The 16912-nt window shown below is 66.5% G+C and carries 13 protein-coding genes, 1 tRNA gene and 1 pseudogene; 6 read left to right on the top strand and 9 right to left on the bottom strand.

Annotated features, from left to right (window positions below; translation table 11 throughout):
- The first annotated feature begins 118 nt into the window (after nucleotides 1-118).
- Complete coding sequence (locus TY25_RS12205; protein WP_042256020.1) at nucleotides 119-526, top strand: nitroreductase/quinone reductase family protein; 408 nt, start codon at nucleotides 119-121, stop codon at nucleotides 524-526.
- Between the two features lie 1284 nt (nucleotides 527-1810).
- On the top strand, nucleotides 1811-2032 hold the full coding sequence (locus TY25_RS12215; protein WP_226887427.1) for a hypothetical protein: 222 nt from the start codon (nucleotides 1811-1813) through the stop codon (nucleotides 2030-2032).
- A 116-nt stretch (nucleotides 2033-2148) separates the two neighbouring features.
- Here TY25_RS12215 and polA read toward each other — a convergent pair whose 3' ends face one another.
- Nucleotides 2149-4893, bottom strand: coding sequence for a DNA polymerase I (gene polA, locus TY25_RS12220; RefSeq protein ID WP_081868830.1), 2745 nt, complete (start codon nucleotides 4891-4893; stop codon nucleotides 2149-2151).
- A 675-nt stretch (nucleotides 4894-5568) separates the two neighbouring features.
- Here polA and TY25_RS12225 point away from each other — a divergent pair.
- Nucleotides 5569-5931 (top strand): hypothetical protein, encoded by a 363-nt coding sequence (locus TY25_RS12225; RefSeq protein ID WP_042256026.1) that lies wholly within the window; start codon nucleotides 5569-5571, stop codon nucleotides 5929-5931.
- 47 nt (nucleotides 5932-5978) lie between these two features.
- Nucleotides 5979-6368, top strand: a pseudogene (locus tag TY25_RS41585) (integrase core domain-containing protein); the annotation flags it as partial.
- 210 nt (nucleotides 6369-6578) lie between these two features.
- On the opposite strand, the gene TY25_RS12230 reads toward TY25_RS41585, so the two are convergent.
- From TY25_RS12230 to TY25_RS12260, 7 genes are all read right to left on the bottom strand, one after another.
- Nucleotides 6579-8255, bottom strand: coding sequence for a DUF885 domain-containing protein (locus tag TY25_RS12230; protein ID WP_226887428.1), 1677 nt, complete (start codon nucleotides 8253-8255; stop codon nucleotides 6579-6581).
- 54 nt (nucleotides 8256-8309) lie between these two features.
- On the bottom strand, nucleotides 8310-9068 hold the full coding sequence (locus TY25_RS12235; RefSeq protein WP_041562585.1) for an ABC transporter ATP-binding protein: 759 nt from the start codon (nucleotides 9066-9068) through the stop codon (nucleotides 8310-8312).
- Nucleotides 9069-9076: 8 nt separating this feature from the next.
- Nucleotides 9077-10072: an ABC transporter ATP-binding protein gene (locus TY25_RS12240; RefSeq protein ID WP_042256028.1), complete on the bottom strand. Its 996-nt coding sequence runs from the start codon at nucleotides 10070-10072 to the stop codon at nucleotides 9077-9079.
- The gene (locus TY25_RS12245) at nucleotides 10069-11499 is read right to left on the bottom strand and encodes a branched-chain amino acid ABC transporter permease (RefSeq protein WP_081868831.1); all 1431 of its coding nucleotides are present in this window, start codon (nucleotides 11497-11499) and stop codon (nucleotides 10069-10071) included. The genes TY25_RS12240 and TY25_RS12245 overlap by 4 nt, the downstream gene beginning before the upstream one ends.
- Entirely contained in the window at nucleotides 11496-12533 is a 1038-nt protein-coding gene (locus tag TY25_RS12250; protein ID WP_042256030.1) for a branched-chain amino acid ABC transporter permease, read from the bottom strand. The genes TY25_RS12245 and TY25_RS12250 overlap by 4 nt, the downstream gene beginning before the upstream one ends.
- Before the next feature lie 97 nt (nucleotides 12534-12630).
- The gene (locus TY25_RS12255) at nucleotides 12631-13827 is read right to left on the bottom strand and encodes a branched-chain amino acid ABC transporter substrate-binding protein (RefSeq protein WP_042256031.1); all 1197 of its coding nucleotides are present in this window, start codon (nucleotides 13825-13827) and stop codon (nucleotides 12631-12633) included.
- Nucleotides 13828-14114: 287 nt separating this feature from the next.
- Nucleotides 14115-14732, bottom strand: a complete 618-nt coding sequence (locus TY25_RS12260; RefSeq protein WP_014983319.1) for an ANTAR domain-containing response regulator — start codon at nucleotides 14730-14732, stop codon at nucleotides 14115-14117.
- 226 nt (nucleotides 14733-14958) lie between these two features.
- Here TY25_RS12260 and TY25_RS12265 point away from each other — a divergent pair.
- A tRNA-Leu gene (locus TY25_RS12265) sits at nucleotides 14959-15042 on the top strand.
- Nucleotides 15043-15492: 450 nt separating this feature from the next.
- On the top strand, nucleotides 15493-15723 hold the full coding sequence (hspQ, locus tag TY25_RS43195; RefSeq protein ID WP_042256032.1) for a heat shock protein HspQ: 231 nt from the start codon (nucleotides 15493-15495) through the stop codon (nucleotides 15721-15723).
- 471 nt (nucleotides 15724-16194) lie between these two features.
- On the opposite strand, the gene TY25_RS12275 is transcribed toward hspQ, so the two are convergent.
- Nucleotides 16195-16842: a TetR/AcrR family transcriptional regulator C-terminal domain-containing protein gene (locus TY25_RS12275; RefSeq protein WP_042256033.1), complete on the bottom strand. Its 648-nt coding sequence runs from the start codon at nucleotides 16840-16842 to the stop codon at nucleotides 16195-16197.
- Nucleotides 16843-16912: the final 70 nt, after the last annotated feature.

Genomic DNA, 16912 nt, shown 5'->3' on the forward strand with positions numbered 1-16912 from the left:
TCGAGACGGGCCCCAGGCCACTTCGGCCACTGGCGCCGGCTCGTACGACCCGGGCCGGTCCTGCGAGCCGGCATCCTCGTTGTCCCGCACCAACATCCGAATCGACGATCGGAACGGAATGTTCGAGTACAACCCCGAAGTCATCGCCGAGTTCCGCGCCAACAGCGGCCGGGTCGGCGGCCGATTCGCCACGTTCGATATGGCATTGCTGACCACCGTCGGCGCCCGGACCGGCCTGACGCGCATCAGCCCCGTCGTGTACTTCACCGACGGTGGCGACATTTTCGTCGTCGCCTCCGCCGCCGGTTCCGACCGGAATCCGGCCTGGTATCACAACCTCGTCGCCAACCCGGAACTCACCGTCGAGGTCGGCGCCGACAGCTACCGGGCCGAAGCGACGCCCACCGAGGGCGAGGAGCGCACCCGGCTGCTCGCGAAGGCCATAACCGTCCAACCGGGTTTCGCCGAGTTCGAGGCCAAGACACGGCGACGGATCCCGGTGCTGCGGATCACCCGAACCAGTTGATTCGCGGCCTGGCCGCGGAACTTCCGAGCAACACCCCGTATCGCCGCATATCGCGTGTTCTCAGCCAGATTGCTCGTGGCTGTAGGCGCCCTTGGGTGTTCGGTCTCCGAGTGCTTGATGTGGACGGAGGGTGTTGTAGATGACGCGGAAGCGGTGTACTTCCATGTCCAGGGCCTCACCGTCGGCGATGACGCCGCGATCGGCGCCGGTGCCATGCCGGCCGACTCGCCGTGGGGGCCGAAGACCTCGGCCAGGCGCCGGTCGGTGCGCAGGTCGTTCAGTCCCAGGACATGCTCGGCTTCGGCAACGGCGAGTTGGAGGCATTTCAGTGCGTCGTGGCCCCTGCCATACCACATTTCGTCGGGTCGGCGGTGTCCGGAACACCTTGCGCCGCAACGCCGCCCACGACTTACGGTCCGCGCGAAATCCCGGCGGCAACAGTAACCCGCGATGGCGTAGTGCCCGCTCGACCGTGGACGTCGACACCTCGTAACCGTCGGCGCGCATCGATGCCGCGATCTTGCGGTGCCCCCAGGCCGGCCACGCCTCGCCGTACTCCGCCGCGATCGGCTCGATCCGATCGCGTCGCGGTGACGGCCGCAGTGCACGTTGCGGCTCTCCGCCGCGCAGCCTGGCCAGCCGTCGGCGATAGGTGCGTTCCGGGATTCGGGCCAGTGGGGCGAACCTCGAAACCGGCAACCGTCGTGCCGCTCTCAGGGCTTCGAGGTCGACGAAGGGACACGTTCGACACCGCCGTGCCGCTGGATCCGAAGCTGCACCGCCGCCTCGGCTAGGGCGAGCTCGAGCTGCTCGTTCTCGATCCGCAACCGCCGCTCCTCCGCACCGCCACGGGCACCGGCGGGACCGCTCGGGCGCGGCTCGAGAGCTTTCGTACCCGCCTCCAGGAACGCCTGCCTCCACTACGACACCGCCACCGCGGATACGCCCCGCCGCCGAGCGGCCTCGGACACACTCATCTCACCACCCCTGAGCACCGATAGGACGATCCGCAGCTTGTCCTCGACCGGGATTCTGGTCCTCGCCGATCGCGACATGGCGCTCCCTTCCGTGGGGATGAGTGGCCCGACCCTAAACCTGCGGATCCTGCCACCCATGATGACGCGATAGAGGCGCTACTATTCGAACATGAGTTCGACATCAGAGTCTGGGGTGCCGCGCACGGAAGGTACGGAGCCTGAGCTGATCGAACCGGATGGGGTCGGGCATTATGCGGCTGCGGTCACTGTGCGGCCACGGCCGGTGTGGGTTCGATTGGATGCGATCGTGATTCGTGATCCAGGCACGCCCGAGCACACGAACGGGGCCGGAGTGATCATGACCGGGGAGCGAGCAGGGTTGCTCACCCACTGGGTGCCGACGGTCGCCGGGGACTGGATGGGGCGGGTGACATTCAGCGTGCAATACGCCGACGGACGCCCTGACCTGGTAGTTCAAGGGCAACTGGTCCCGGCCTACGCCCTGCGCCCCCGCACCGACCAGCGCTGAACGCTCCACCCCGGCTCCTGGACACATGATCACGAGGAACTGGTGGCGGGAGCCTCTCGACCGATGCCGCCACCAGTTCCTCGTGATCAACCGACCAACACCCGCACCCCAGGAAATCAGTGGGCGGCGGAGTCCCAGCTGCGGCCGGTGCCTACTGAGACGTCCAGGGGGACCGAGAGGTGGATGGCGGCTGACATCTGGGCTTTGGCGAGGGCTTCGAGGGTTTCCTTTTCGCCTTCGGCGACTTCGAAGAGGAGTTCGTCGTGGATTTGGAGGAGCATGCGGGAACGCAGGCCGGCTTCCTGGATCGCCTTGTGCACGTTGATCATCGCCACCTTGATGATGTCGGCGGCGGTGCCCTGGATGGGGGCGTTGAGGGCCATGCGCTCGGCGGCTTCGCGGCGTTGCCGGTTGCTGGAATCGAGGTCGGGCAGGTAGCGGCGGCGGCCGAAGAGGGTGGAGGTGTAGCCGACCTTGCGGGCCTGCTCGACCACCTCGTACAGGTAGTCGCGGATGCCGCCGAAGCGGTCGAAGTACACGTCCATCTGTTCTTTGGCCTCGGTGGTGCTGATCTTCAGCTGGGCGGCGAGGCCGTAGGAGCTGAGACCGTAGGCGAGACCGTACGACATGGCCTTGATGCGGCGGCGCAGTTCGGGCGTCACCTCGGCGAGCGGGATGTCGAACGCCTTGGAGGCGACGAACGTGTGCAGATCTTCACCCGAGTTGAAGGCTTCGATGAGGCCTTCGTCGCCGGACAGGTGCGCCATGATGCGCATCTCGATCTGGCTGTAGTCGGCGGTCATCAACGACTGGTAGCCGGAGCCGACGACGAACGTGTCGCGGATCTGCCTGCCGGTATCGGTGCGGATCGGGATGTTCTGCAGGTTCGGCTCGGTGGAGGAGAGCCGGCCGGTGGCGGCGATGGTCTGGTTGAACGTGGTGTGGATGCGGCCATCGTCGGCGACGCATTTGAGCAGACCGTCGACGGTCACCTTGAGCCGGGTCGCATCCCGGTGTTCGAGCAGGTGCTGCAGGAACGGATGCTCGGTCTTCTCGAACAGCGATTCCAGCGCGTCGGCGTCGGTGGTGTAGCCGGTCTTGGTGCGCTTGGTCTTCGGCATGTCGAGTTCGTCGAACAGCACCACTTGCAACTGCTTCGGGGAGCCGAGGTTGATCTGCTTGCCGATCACCTCGTAGGCGGCGTTGGCGGCCTCGTTCACCTTGTCGGCGAACTGCCGCTGCAAGGTCTCCAGCTGGTCGGTGTCCACCGCGATGCCCGAATCCTCCAGCGTGGCAAGCACACTCAGCAGTGGCAGCTCCATGTCCGCGAGCAGCGGCACCGATTCGATCTGCTGGAGTTCGGTATCGAGCGCGTCGGCCAGATCGGCGACTGCCCGGGCGCGCAGCATCTCGGTTTGCGCGAGCTCGGCGTCGACCGTGTCCTCGTCGTCGAGCAGCGACAGCTGCGGGGTCTCGTCGGTCTCGGCGCGCAGTTCGCGCCGCAGATAACGCAGGGACAGGTCGTCGAGGTTGAAGCTACGCTGCCCGGGACGGACCAGGTACGCGGCGAGCGCGGTATCGCTGGTGAGTCCGCCGAGGGTCCAGCCGCGTCCGCGCAAAGCGTGCATCGCCGCCTTGGCCTCGTGCAGCGCCTTCGGCACGGCCGGATCGGCGAGCCAGGCGCCGAGTGCCGCTTCGTCTTCCGGGGTCAGGATCGCGACATCGATGTAGCCGCTCTCGCCGTCGCCCGCCGCGATGGCGAGCGCGCGCACGTCACCGTTACCGGGGGTGCCGCTGCCGACGATCGAAACGCCCTGCCGCACACCGGCTTTTGCGTGCTCGGCGAGCCAGTCCGCCACCGCGCCCACCTCGAGCGCGCCACCGCTGATCTCGAAGCCGGCCTCGGCCTCGGGCTCCTTCGGGGCCAGCGTCTCGAACAGCCGGTCCCGCAGCACGCGGAACTCCAGGTCGTCGAAGAGCTGGTGGATCTTGTTGCGGTCCCACGGCTGCTGCGCCAGCTGGTCGGGCGTGTAGGGCAATGGCACGTCGCGCACCATCTCGGTGAGCTGGCGGTTGAGCACCACGCTGCTGAGGTTCGCCCGCAGCGCGTCGCCCACCTTGCCCTTCACCTCGTCCACCTTGTCGACCAGGGTGTTCAGGTCGCCGTACTCACGAATCCATTTGGCGGCGGTCTTCTCCCCCACGCCGGGAATGCCGGGCAGGTTGTCGCTCGGGTCGCCGCGCAGGGCCGCGTAGTCCGGGTACTGGGACGGGGTGAGCTGGTATTTCGCGAACACCTCGTCGGGGGTGAACCGGGTGAGATCGGAGACGCCCTTGCGCGGGTAGAGCACCGTCACGTTGTCGTTGACCAGCTGGATCGCGTCACGGTCGCCGGAGACGATCAGCACCCGGAAACCCTCCGACACCGCCTGGGTGGTGAGCGTGGCGATGATGTCGTCGGCCTCGAAACCCTCGATGGCCATTACCGGGATGCCCATCGCGCCGAGCACGTCCTTGGTGAGTTCGACCTGCCCGCGGAACTCGTCCGGCGTCTGCGACCGGTTCGCCTTGTACTCCGGGTACGCCTCGGTGCGGAAGGTCTTGCGCGACACGTCGAACGCCGTCGCGATATGCGTCGGCTTCTCGTCGCGCAGCAGGTTGATCAGCATCGCGGTGAAGCCGTACACCGCGTTGGTGGTCTGGCCCGTCACCGTTTTGAAGTTCTCCGCCGGTAGCGCGAAGAACGCGCGATAGGCGATCGAATGCCCGTCCAGCAACATCAGAGTCGGCCGGTCTCCCGGCGCGACTTCGCTGGTGGCGGACGCGGTGGCGGGACGCTGAGCAGTCGTGGGTGAACTCACGCCCCCGAGTCTAGGGACCGCCACCGACAAGGTGTTACGCCGACACCCATGCGCATCGCATCGAGTCTCGACACCCCCTCGTTGTGACGCACACCACCGCCCCCGCTACCCGATCCAGGCGCGCCTCGCCGAGACCTGAGTAGCCACCGCAGACACCAGGTTCGGAGCCACCGACAACACAAGCACCCAGTCACAACAACACGGCACCACGCCGCCTGCACGCGAAGTCCGAAGTCCCCCCGCGCCCGAAACCCGAAGTCCCTCACGCCCGACGCCCCCGCTCCAGCGCCACACTCCTGCAACCCGAGCACTCACGACGCCACGCCCAAAAGCAACACGCCCGCCCTCGACTCCCGCACCCCTTCTGTGCTCGCGCACCCCCTATGCCACGCCGCAGCGGGTGCGAGAACCCAAAACCCGTGCGAGAACTTGGAACAAGTGGGCGAGCGGGTCGGCCGCGCGATGCGGAAGTCGTGAAACGTAGTGGGAGCTGAACGACGCCGGACCTGAAATCCCCGCGCACCACAGCCTGGACCCGTGCCCCCGAGATAGAGTCGAGCCACGCGGCACAATCCCCGCGCACACAGCCAAACGACGCCGCGCCCGCGCACCACAGCTCGGAGCCGTGCCGGAAAATCGGTCGAGCGATGCCGCGTCCGCTGGCACACTCACGCTATGTCGACCAATCGTCGTCGACGCCTCAGCGCCGACCCGCTCGAAAACGCGGCCGCGAGCTACGCGACTCCCCGCCCTACCAAGCGATTCTGGACGGACCAGAACGGCACGACCTGGCGACGACGCGGCCAGGATCTGCTCATCCCGTCGCGGGCACGTCGATTGCTCCAGAATCCTGACACGGTCGTGTTCCACGATTACATCGGCGCGGCACACGAGGTGGTCGGACAGGACCGCGCCGACCTCGTGCACCAGGTCGAGGAATTCTGGGCGGACCGGGCACACCCCATGGCCGACTTCCACCTCACCGAGTTCCGCGACACCGACCACCGCGTGATGGTGATGATCGAAGAGCACTGCTGAACCGAATCAGCATCCCGACGCCGCTCCCGCAAGGGACACCAGCGACCTACACCGAACTACTCGGCGACGAACGCAAAGACACCGCCGCCGCGTTCTGTGCCCGCGCCCAGGCCTGGTTCACCAACCACGGCATCACCACCCGAAAAGTGCCGACTGACAACGGTTCCTGCTACCGATCACGCACCTTCGCCGAAGCCCTCGGACCGGTGATCCACAAACGCACCCGCCCTACCGGCCCCAAACCAACGGCAAAGTCGAGCGCTTCCACCGCACCCTCGCCGACGAATGGGCCTACGCACGGCTCTACCGCAGCGACGCCGACAGATGCAGCCTTCACCACCTGGCTCCACACCTGCAATCACCACCGCGGCCACACCGCACTCGCAGGCCACCCACCAGCCAGCCGCGTCGCGGACCTCTCAGGTCAGTACACCTAGCGCAGTCGCCGCGCCCCAGCGCGCAAACTCGCCGCGCCCGGCACACAACCTCACCGCACCAGACACAACCTCACCGCGCCCGGCACACAACCTCACCGCACCGGGCCACACAACCTCGCGCCCGGCACGCAACGTCGCCGCCTCGACACGCAACCTCACCACGCCCGGCACGCGTCCCGGGCACACATACCCGCACCCCGGCACACAACCTCACAGCGTGGCGACAAGCTCCCGCAGCACCGGCAAACTCACCGAACCGGAGCCGAGCACCACGTCGTGGAACGCCTTGATGTCGAAGGCGGAGCCGAGGCGTTCGGTGGCGGCGAGGCGCTGTTTGCGGATTTCCAGCTGGCCGACCTTGTAGCCGACAGCCTGGCCGGGCATGCCGATGTAGCGGTCCACCTCCGCGGTGATCTCGGCGAGCCCGACCGGCACGTTGGCGACCATGAAGTCGATGGCCTGTTGCCTGCTCCAGCCTTTCGCGTGCAGACCGGTGTCGACGACCAGGCGGCAGGAACGCCACGAGTCGCCCGACAGCATGCCGAGCCGGCCGAGATCGTCCTCGTACAGGCCCATTTCGTCGGCGAGTCGTTCGGTGTAGAGCGCCCAGCCTTCGACGAACGCGGTGTTCGCGTACGACTGGCGCTGGAACCGCGGCAGGTGGTCGAGTTCGTTGGCGATGGTGAGTTGCAGGTGATGGCCCGGGATGGCCTCGTGGAAGGCGACCGAGGCGGTTTCGAACCGGCCGCGACCGGTCGGGTGGTACTGGTTGACGAAGTAGGCGCCGGGCCGGGATCCGTCGGCGGCGGGCGGAAAGTAGTACGCCGCAGGCGCATCCGCGGCGAGGAACTCCGGCATCGGGACGATATCGCACGATTCCTTGGGCAGCCTGCCGAACCAGTTGCCCATCTCGGCGCTCGCCGCGGCGAGGGCGCGCCGCGCGTCGAACATGATCTGTTCGCCGTCGGCGTAGCGCAGTTCCGGGTCCTCGCGCAGCCTGGCGAAGATTTCGCCGAGTTCGGCGGTGCCGAACAGCCGCTCGCCGATGGTCGCGTATTCCTCACGCAGCCCGGCCAATTCGGTCATGCCGAGTTCGTGGATCTCCTCGGCGCCGAGTTCGGGCAGGGTGGTGTGGAAGCGCAGCTGGCGCCGGTAGATGTCCTCACCGTCGGCGCCGAGCCAGCACAGGCCCGGCTTGTCGTCCGGGCGACTGACCGGCACCAGTTCCTCGAACAGCATGTCCCGGTAGCTCTGGAACGCGGGACGGATGACATCCCTTGCCACGTCGGTCAATTCGGCCCGCCACGCCGCCTCGCCGGCCCAGCCCTCGGGGCCGGGGAAGGTGACGAACAGATCCTTGGACAGCTCCGAGGAGAGGTACCCGTCGAGCTGATTCAGCGAGCGCTCCAGCGTGATTCGCGGCGGCGTGCGGCCTGCGGCCAGACCGTCCCGGAACCGCACGACCGCCTGCCCGAGCAGATCGCCGAACTGCCGGAACCGCTGCACGAGCGCGAGCGCGTGCTCCGGTTGCGGGGCATTCAGCTGCGGCGCGATGGTGAGCACCCAGGCGTGCACGCCCTCCATCTGATCGGAGGCCAGCTCCGTCGGCCGCCACGCCAAACGGTCTATCGCGCCGGACAATTCGGTGCGCAGCAGGCTGTGGGTGACCTGGTCGGTCGAGTCGAGTCCCGCGGGGTCGAGCGCGTCGACCTGGCCGAGCAGCTCGCGCCAGGTCGACAGCAACCGCTCGTCGGCGGCGGCGGACAGATCCTCGATCTTGTCGTCGAATCGCCGGTCGCCGAGCAACGTCGCGTCGCTCGGCCGGGCCGCCAGGAAGGAGTCCCAGTACCGCTCGGCCAGATCCCTCAGCTGATCGCGCTCAGTCATGAGCATGATCATGCCTCGAGTGCGGCCGCGCGGCACCGGGGTTTACCTCATCGGCTAGCCGACACCGAGGTAGGCCGACTTCACGGCCGGGTCGGTCAGCAGTTCGCTGCCCGATCCGGTCTTGGTGACCTCACCGGTCTCCATGATGTAGGCGCGATCGCTGCGCGAGAGCGCCTGCTGCGCGTTCTGCTCGACCAGCAGCACCGTGGTGCCCTGCTTGTTGATCTCGGAGATGATCCGGAAGATCTGCTGAATGATCATGGGCGCCAAGCCCATCGACGGTTCGTCCAGCAACAGCAGTCGTGGCCGGGCCATCAGCGAACGGCCGATGGCCAGCATCTGCTGCTCGCCGCCGGAGAGCGTGCCGCCGACCTGCTTGCGCCGTTCCAGCATGCGCGGGAACAACTCGAACACCCACTCGAGCGTCTTGTCGTATTCCGCCTTCTGCTTGAACGGCCTTCCGTAGCAACCCATGTCGAGGTTCTCCTGCACCGTCATGCCGGGGAACACGCCACGGCCCTCCGGTGCCTGGATCAACCCGAGACCCACCCGCTCGTGCGCTTTCATATGGGTGATGTCGCGGCCCTCGAACAGGACCCGCCCCTTGGTCAGGGGCAGCAGTCCGGACAGCGCCCGCATGGTGGTGGTCTTGCCGGCACCGTTCGCGCCGAGCAAGGTCACCAGTTCACCCGGCGCCACTTTCAGCGAAATCCCGTGCAGCGCCTGGATTCTGCCGTAGTTGACGACCATGTCGTCGACCTCGAGCAAGGCGTCGGAGCCGTTGCGCCGCACCGGTTCTGTCTGCGATGTCATCGCTGCTCCTACCCGTTCGTCCCGTGTGCGCTTGCCGTCTCCGCGTCGGTGCCGTCGTCGGGCACCCCGAGGTAGGCGGCGATCACCGCGGGATCCTCCCGGATGGCGGCGGGCAGTCCGTCGGCGATCTTGCGGCCGAACTCCAGCACCACGATCCGGTCGGTCACGCCCATCACCAGGCGCATGTCGTGCTCGATCAGCAAGACGGTGAACCCGTCGTCGCGGATCTTGCGGATCAGATCCATCAGCGCCGACTTCTCACTCGGATTGAACCCGGCGGCGGGCTCGTCCAGGCAGAGCAGTTTCGGCTCGGTGGCCAGCGCCCTGGCGATCTCCAGCCGGCGCTGGTCGCCGTAGGACAGGTTGCGCGCCTTCTCCACCGCCCGCGGTGCGATGCCGACGAATTCGAGCAGCGCCATGCCCCGCTCGATCGCGTCGTGCTCCTCCCGGCGGTGCCGGGCGGTGCGGAAGATGGCGCCGGGCACCGAGGTCCGGTGCCTGGCGTCGGTGCCGACCACCACGTTCTCCAGCGCCGTCATCTCGCCGAAGAGCCGGATGTTCTGGAAGGTGCGCGCGATACCGAGCCGGGTGATGGCGTTGCGCTTGGTCTTCGTCAGCGGCGCGCCGTCGAAGTACACGGTGCCCGACGCCGGCCGATAAACGCCGGTGATCGCGTTGAAGCAGGTGGTCTTGCCCGCGCCGTTCGGTCCGATGAGCCCGAGGATCTCGCCGCGGCGGATCTCGAAGCTCACCGCGTCCAGCGCGGTCAGGCCGCCGAACTTCACGGTCAGGTCCTCGGTGCGCAACAGCGGCGCACCGACGGCCGTCTCGATCTCGCGATGCGAGGCGACGACCTCCGCGACCGCCTCCGCGTCGGCCAGGTCCGGGTTCACCGCGGTCAGATCGACCACACCGGCACTGGGTTCGGTCTCGGGCTCGGCCGCGTACCCCGCGGCCATGTCCTCATTGTCGAACAGTGCGCCGCCGGCGCTCGGCCCGGTCATCGGGTCGCTCCGATCGCCTCGTCGCCGGACGGTCTGCGCACCGCCTGGTACACCTGCCGCCCGTAGGCGAGCAGCTTCTGCCGGACCGGGAACAGGCCCTGCGGTTTGAAGATCATGACCACCATCAGCGTGATACCGAAGAACAGGTACTTGTAGTCACCGAGCGACTGCGCGCCCGGCTTCTGGAAGACCAGCACGTTGTTGAGCACGACGAGCATCACGATCACCGCGACCGCACCACCGGCCAGATAGCCCCACCGGATCGGCCGCTCCTGATCCCGAGCCCACCTGCGCCACACGATGACCAAACCGACCACCAGCGCGATGGTGAAGATCAGCGCCACCCAGCCGACCGCGGACTGACCGACCGCCTGCACCGAGAGCAGCCGGTTCGGCAGATACACGATGACGAACGCGCCCACGATCACGCCGAGCTTGTTGCCCTGCCCGCCGATGACGACCGCGCACAGGAACAGCATCGAGTTGATGATGTTGAAGCCGGTCGGGTTGATGAACTGCACCTGCCCCGCGTACAGCGCACCGGAGAGCCCGCCGACGGCGGCGCCGATCATGAACGCCCACAGCTTGAACTTGAAGGTGGGCACACCCATGATCTCGGCGGCGTCCTCGTCCTCCCGGATCGCGACCCAGGCCCGGCCGACCCGGCTGCGTTCCAGGTTGCCGACGATCAGCAGGGTGATGATCACCAGGATCATGCCGATCCAGAACCACCAGGTGCCCGCGTTGGCCTTGTCGAGAATATTGGCCGAGTCGGAGTTTCCGACATTGCCGGAGGAGAACACACCGTTCGGCTTCTGCTCGGATTCACCGACGCGCGGATACGCGATACCGGACAGACCGAGGCTGCCGTTGGTCACCTCACCGAGATTGTCGGCGAGCAACCGGACGATCTCACCGAAGCCGAGGGTCACGATCGCCAGATAGTCACCGCGCAATCGCAGCGTCGGCGTGCCCAGGATCAGGCCGGACATCGCGGTGACCGCCACGGCCAGCGGCAGACAGGCCAGCCACGCCCAGTCGTCGTTGAGCCAGCCGTCGCCGGTCTGGTTCCACGGACTGTTGGGACTGGTGAGCAGCCCGACGGTGTACGCGCCGACCGCGTAGAAGCCGACATAGCCGAGATCGAGCAGACCTGCCTGTCCCACAACGACATTCAGGCCGACCGCGAGCAGCGCGTACATGGCGAACTGCGCCATCACACCGCCGAAACTGGTGCCCGGCGTATCGATGAACGGCGGTGGGAACAGCGGCAGCAGGGCCAGCAGGATGATCGCGGGCACCCCGACCGCCCATTGCGCCGGGCGCGACAACCCACCCCACCACGCACGTAGCGCGTCGCCGACACCGTGCATCGGACGTTCCGGCTTGGCCGGAGGGACCGGGGTTTTCGTGGAAACGTCACTCATGCGCGTGCCTTCCCGAGGCTTTCACCGAGAATGCCGGTCGGCCGAATCATCAGCACCAGCACGAGCACCACGAACGCGACCACGTCACGCCATTCGGTGCCGAACAGGATCTGGCCGTAATTCTCCGCCAGACCGAGCAGCAACCCGCCGAGCAACGCCCCGCGCAGATTGCCGATGCCGCCGAGCACCGCGGCGCTGAACGCCTTGATGCCGAGAATGAAACCGCCCGAATAGATGATGCCGTTCGGAATCTTGAGTGCGTACAACAGCGCCGCCGCACCGGCGAGCACGCCGCCGATGAGGAAGGTGAGCATGATGATCCGTTCCCGGGAAACGCCCATCAGCGTCGCGGTATCCGGATCCTGCGCCACGGCCCGAATGCCACGGCCGAACTTCGTCTGATTGATCAGCAGCTCGGTGGCGATCGCCAGGATCACCGCGGCGACGATGATCACGATCGTCACGTTGGTGATGTCCGCCCCGCCGAAACTGAACTGCTTCGTCGGCTCCACCAGCATGATCGGCTTCTGCGCGTTCGTGCCGCCCAGGCTCGGCCAGATCTTCGGCAACACGAAGTGCACGATCTCCTGGATCACGAACGAAGCGCCGATCGCGGTGATGAGAAAGATCAGGGGTTTGGCGCCGCGTCTGCGCAGCGGCCGATAGGCCACCCGCTCCAACCCGACCGCAGCCGCACCGGACACCGCCATGCCGAAGATCATCGCGAGCGCCAGATAGGTGATGGTGAGGATGATGCCCTGCGAATAGACATCACCACTCGGCGAGAAGCCCAGCAACATCAGCCCGATGTACTGGCCGAACAAGCCGAGCATGAATATTTCCGAATGGGCAAAATTGATCAGCCGCAGTACGCCGTAGACCAGGGTGTAGCCCACAGCGACCAGTGCGTAGATAGCACCGTAGGACAATCCGTCGACGGTCAGTCGCCAGAAATCGTCGATCACTCCCTCATAGTTGAAGTCGATCGAGCCGCCGACGAGTTGTACTGCGTCGGCTAATGCAGTGGAAGTCATTCGTAATTCGCCCTCATTCATTCGCCCTTCACGAAACAGCAGCACGTAACGGGATTCGCGCGAACCCCGTTACGTGCTGCGCGACTCGTGGGTCGGGTTACTTGACCGTGTAGATCCAGATGAGCGCGTTGCTCAGCTCGCCGTTGGCGCTCCACTTGTACTGACGGGCCAGGCCGGCGCCGTCATAGGAACGCACGTACTCCAGGATGTCGGGGCGGGTCACCTTGCCCGCGCCGATCGCCTTGGTCAGGATCGTGGCCAGGTCATAGGCCTCGACGGAGTAGACACCCGAGGGCTGCTTGTTGAAAGCCTGGTAGTCCTTCTCGAACTTCTCCGGAGCCGGACCACACGGGCAGGTCAGCGTCGCGCCCTTGGCCGCGCTGCCCGCCTGGGACAGGAACTGCGGATCGTTGGTGCCGTCCGGCGCCACGAAGACACCCTTGAAGCCACCCGACTTCAGCTGCTGGGCCAGCGGCGCACCCTCGGCGTAGTAGCCGGCGAAGAAGACCGCGTCCGCGTTCGCGCCCGCGATCTTGGTGACCGTCGCGGAGAAGTCCTTGTCACCGGTCTTGATGCTGGATGCGCAGCTCGCGTCGGCGGCGGCACCGAGACCCTCGGTGATGCTCTTGGCCAGGCCGGTGCCGTAGTCGCTGTTGTCCTGGACCACGCAGATCTTCTTGTAACCCGCGGTGCCGGTCAGGTACTTCGCCACCGACGGACCCTGCACATCGTCGTTGGCGAGGCCGCGGAAGAAGCTGGTCCAGCCGTTGGACGTGAGCGTCGCGTTGGTCGCCGACGAGGTCAGCGACGCCAGGCCGGCATCGCTGAGGATCTTGCCGGTCGCCTTGGTCTCACCGGAGAACGTCGGGCCCAGCAGCGCCACGATCGACTTGTCGTTGACGATCTGCGGGATCACCTGCGTGGCCTTCTGCGGGTCACCCTCGGTGTCGAACGACTTCAACGTGATCTGGCAGCCGGGGTTGGCCTTGTTGTGCTGATCGAGCGCCAACTTCGCGCCCATATCGATGTTGATCCCGAGAGCAGCGTTCGGACCCGTCAACGCGCCGGCAAAGGCGATGTTGGTCGGCGCGCACGTCGCCTTGCCGTCACCGGCCGGATCGGCGGCCTTCGCCGGATCGACCTTCGCGACCTCTTTGCCGTTGGTGTCCACCTGAACGACCGGCGTGATCTTCAGGCTGGACGCCCCACTGGTACCGGACGCATCCGTACCGGTGCTGGTCGATTTGTCACTACAACCGGTCAGCACCAGCGCGGCAGCTGCACCGATTGCCAAAACACCTCGCGTCGTACGACTGTGCCTTGTCGAACTAAGCACGTTTCACCTCTAAGTCCTGTGCTCCCCCGGGATCACCGAGGGGGCCGACCACGTCAGCCCGGTCAGAACATAGCGTTGGTGCGTTAGTTCTGCATCACATTCGGATCATGAATCCGACATCGTGTCGAATTCTTGTTCACGATCCTGTTTCACGTGAGTAAAATTTCCTTCTAATCAGCGCAGGCGGGCACAGTCCGTCAGCACGGCGTGCATAGGTCAGCGGTCCGCTCACCGGACCACCCCTGTCACTTCGGGGCCAAGTTCTCCAGCACGACCTCCGCGACGGCCTTCATCGTCGTCCGGCGATCCATCGCGGTCCGCTGAATCCACTTGAACGCCTGCGGCTCGGACAGACCCTGCGTCTGCATCAGCACGCCCTTCGCCCGCTCCACCAGCTTGCGCGTCTCCAACCGGTCCGACAGATTCGCCACCTCACCCTCCAGCGCGGTGATCTCATGGAACCGGCTCGCCGCCAACTCGATCGCCGGCACCAGGTCCGACTTCGTGAACGGCTTCACCAGATACGCCATCGCCCCCGCGTCGCGCGCCCGCTCGACCAGATCCCGCTGACTGAACGCCGTCAAAATCACCACCGGCGCAACACGTTTCGAGGCGATCTCGGCCGCCGCATCAATGCCGTCCCGGCGCGGCATCTTCACATCCATGATCACCAGATCCGGCCGGTGCTCCACCGCCAGATCCACCGCCTGCTGCCCGTCACCCGCCTCACCGACCACCAGATAGCCCTCTTCGGTCAGCATCTCGACCAGGTCCATGCGGATGAGCGCCTCATCCTCCGCGACGACGACCCGCTTCGCCCCCGCGTCGCGCTTAGTGCCTGCGCCCCCTGCTGCTGTGCTCATAGGTAAGACCCCTCATGGTTTCGATGCCTGTCCCCGACACGCCGCAGAGTGGACGCTGGTCCAACTTGCCGACCATCGACCTCACCACCGGTCGTCGAGTGATGTAAAGAGTACCTTTCACTTCGGCATAGAACGCATATACCCAGGGCAAACCGCCCGACCGCAGCCCCGCCACCAACCAGTTAGGTACCAGCCCCCTCCACCCGCTATCATTTCGTCCCGGTGCGCCGGGTTGGCGGAACTGGCAGACGCGACGGTCTCAAAAACCGTTGTCCGAAAGGACGTGTGGGTTCGAGTCCCACACTCGGCACTCGCTCTGGGCGACCCCTGTCCGCGGAAGGCGCGGACCGGGGTCGCTCGTCATTTCACCGGGGGTGCAACCCCCGGGCCCCGCTCGGCGGGGCTTCGCCCCCGAACCCCCTTGCCGTGGGCGCGTTGGGGTGTCATGCGCAGCCGGGGGTCTCGGTATTACATCCGAGGGTGCAACCCCCGCTCGGCGGGGCTTCGCCGCCCTGTGGCGGGTCCTTTATATACAGGGGTGGCTAGGGGGTCGCCGGGGTGGCTCCAGGGACGATTTTTGATCTTGGTGGGGTGGGGGCGTGTGGGGGCTCGGTTACCAGGGGGTGGGCGGTTAGGCTGCAGGCCTGCGGTGGGGGTCGGCCCTGCTTCCACGTGGACGCGTCGAGTGGGGTGGATTGGGCAATCTCATTGGGGGCACACCGGATACAGTGGCGATTGCGGGAACGAAGGAGCGTGCAGCATGTCGGAAGCCAAGTTCGGTGTCGGGGATCGGGTTCGGCACGTCTCCCTCGGCAGGCACGGCGTCGTCGTCGAGGTCGACCTGCAATACACGCCAGCGCACGACGACAACGGGCTCACTCTCAACCCGGATGTGCGGTCCAGCCCCTGGTACCTGGTAACGATCGATGACGAACAAGGCGAACCGGTGGACACCTACCTCGCCGAAGGCCAACTCACCTCCGACAGCTGAACTCGCCTGGCGGCAGCGAGTCGCCATCGACGACGAACAAGACGCACCGCTGGACACCTACTGCACCGAGGCCAGCCCACCCCTCCCGACAGCCGAGCTCCCCTGGCGGCGTCGAGTCGCGATCAACAAGACGCACCGGTAGACATCTACTTGGCCGAAGGCCAACTCATCTCCGACAGCTGAGCTCGCCTGGCGGCATCGGGTGGCGAGCGATGACGAACGAGCTCGTCCGGCGGCATCGGGTGGCGATCCGCCTCGAAGTTCGCACAAGCGAGTGGTGCGCGGGGCGGTCCGGAGTGCCTCGAGGCCTGCGGCGAGTTGGTCGAGTGATCACGGGGAAATGGTGGCGGGAACCTCTCGGGCGATGCCGCCACCATTTCCTCGTGATCGCTCGTCCAGTTGCGGATCGCCCCTGTGGTGACGTGCGGGGCCGGCGTCGCGACTGCTCTCGGCGCGGGCCTGCCGAAAAGTCTACTCGCGCTTGGCTTCCAGGGCGTCGAGGAGGAGGTCGAGGCCGTAGGTGAATTCGGCGGTGTGGTCGTAGCCGGGGCGTAGGGCGTGGTCGACGATCATCTCGCGCAGGTGCGGCAGGTCGTCAGGTAGGCGGTCGAGGATGCCGCCTGCGACAGTCTCGACATCGCCGGGGGTCGCCGCGGGGAGGTTCGCTTCCTGGAGGACGTAGCCGCCGATGTAGCTGTCGATCAGGGAGACCGCGTGCGCGGCGGTCGGGAGGGTGAATCCGGCGTTGCGGAGCACGCCGAGGACGGCGTCGTGGTGACGCAGCGTGGCGAGGCCGGGGTTGCGGCGGGAGTCCAGCAGGCCGAGGGCCCAACGGTGTTGCGACAGGACCTTGCGGGCGGAGTATGCGCGCGCGCGGAGGGCGTCGCGCCAGTCCGGCTGTGCGGTGTCCGGCAGGTCGATCGCGGCGAACACGGTGTCGACGACGCCGTCGAGGATGGCGTCCTTGTTGGGCACGTGATGATAGAGCGACATCGCCTCGACGCCCAGTTCCTGCGCCACTCGGCGCATGGTGATCGCTTCCACCCCACCGCGATCGGCGACCTGGACCGCGGCCTCGAGGACGCGGTCTCTGCTGAGCGGTAGCGGTGGTCGGGACATGGCGCCTCCTCGAAAACAGGTAGTTGACAGCCTTACGTGCGTAAGCCTACCTTACAAGCGTAAGCCAGCC

Source organism: Nocardia brasiliensis NBRC 14402 (genome assembly GCF_000308475.2).
GTDB classification, from domain to species: Bacteria; Actinomycetota; Actinomycetes; order Mycobacteriales; family Mycobacteriaceae; genus Nocardia; species Nocardia brasiliensis.